At 48.2% G+C, this 738-nt stretch carries 1 protein-coding gene and 1 pseudogene; both read right to left on the bottom strand.

Annotation, left to right across the window (positions count from 1 at the left end):
• A pseudogene (locus tag A3763_RS21120) lies at window positions 1-395 on the bottom strand (hypothetical protein); the annotation flags it as partial.
• A partial coding sequence (locus tag A3763_RS21115) for an RnfABCDGE type electron transport complex subunit B (protein ID WP_156495231.1) occupies window positions 392-738 on the bottom strand: 347 nt, incomplete at its 5' end. The gene A3763_RS21115 and the pseudogene A3763_RS21120, both read right to left, overlap by 4 nt.

The raw sequence follows: 738 nt of genomic DNA, 5'->3' as shown, positions 1-738 counted from the left end.
TCACTCGCATCCAATTCACACCACTGGTCCTGGCCGTCTGTCTTCAAGGTAATACATAAATCTGAATTACCAGAAGGGTGCGCCACAACTTGCTCAGCAATACTTTCTACCACACCTGAGCTGGGTGCATGCAAGCCGACACTGATATAACCGTCTGCTTCAGCCAATAACTGGCCTTTTTTTACTTGTTGACCCACTTCAACCAAGACCTTGGAGGCTTGACCAATATGTTGCTGTAAAGGTAAAACAAGTAGTGGCGGAATGCCCGCCTCAGTAATCGCTGTCTCGCTCGATAGCGACTTCATTTCCGCCGGGTGAATACCACCATGAAAGTCTGATAAGGAACGTCCACTCGTGGCAATGATCTGTGTATTGTTCTGTGTCATGGCACTCATACAGACTGCACCTCCACAGGCTGAGACTTATCCGTAGCAATAATATGTACAGGCTTGGGTAAGTCCCAATGCCATGCTGATAGCCCCTTATCTACTGGCACCATATCGATACAATCTACCGGGCAAGGCTCTACACACAAATCACACCCAGTACATTCAGATTCAATAACTGTATGCATGTGCTTAGCCGCCCCTAAAATCGCATCGATAGGACACGCCTGGATACACTTAGTGCAGCCTATGCACTCATCTTCACGAATTACTGCGACCTGCTTGGCTTTTTCTTCACCGTGCTCAGCATCCAAGGCCATCGGTTCAACGTCTAATAAATCGGCCAGGGCCT

The organism is Oleiphilus sp. HI0128, assembly GCF_001635365.1.
The sequence above is the reverse complement of the archived record's forward strand: the minus strand, read 5'-3'. Positions and strand labels throughout refer to the sequence as shown.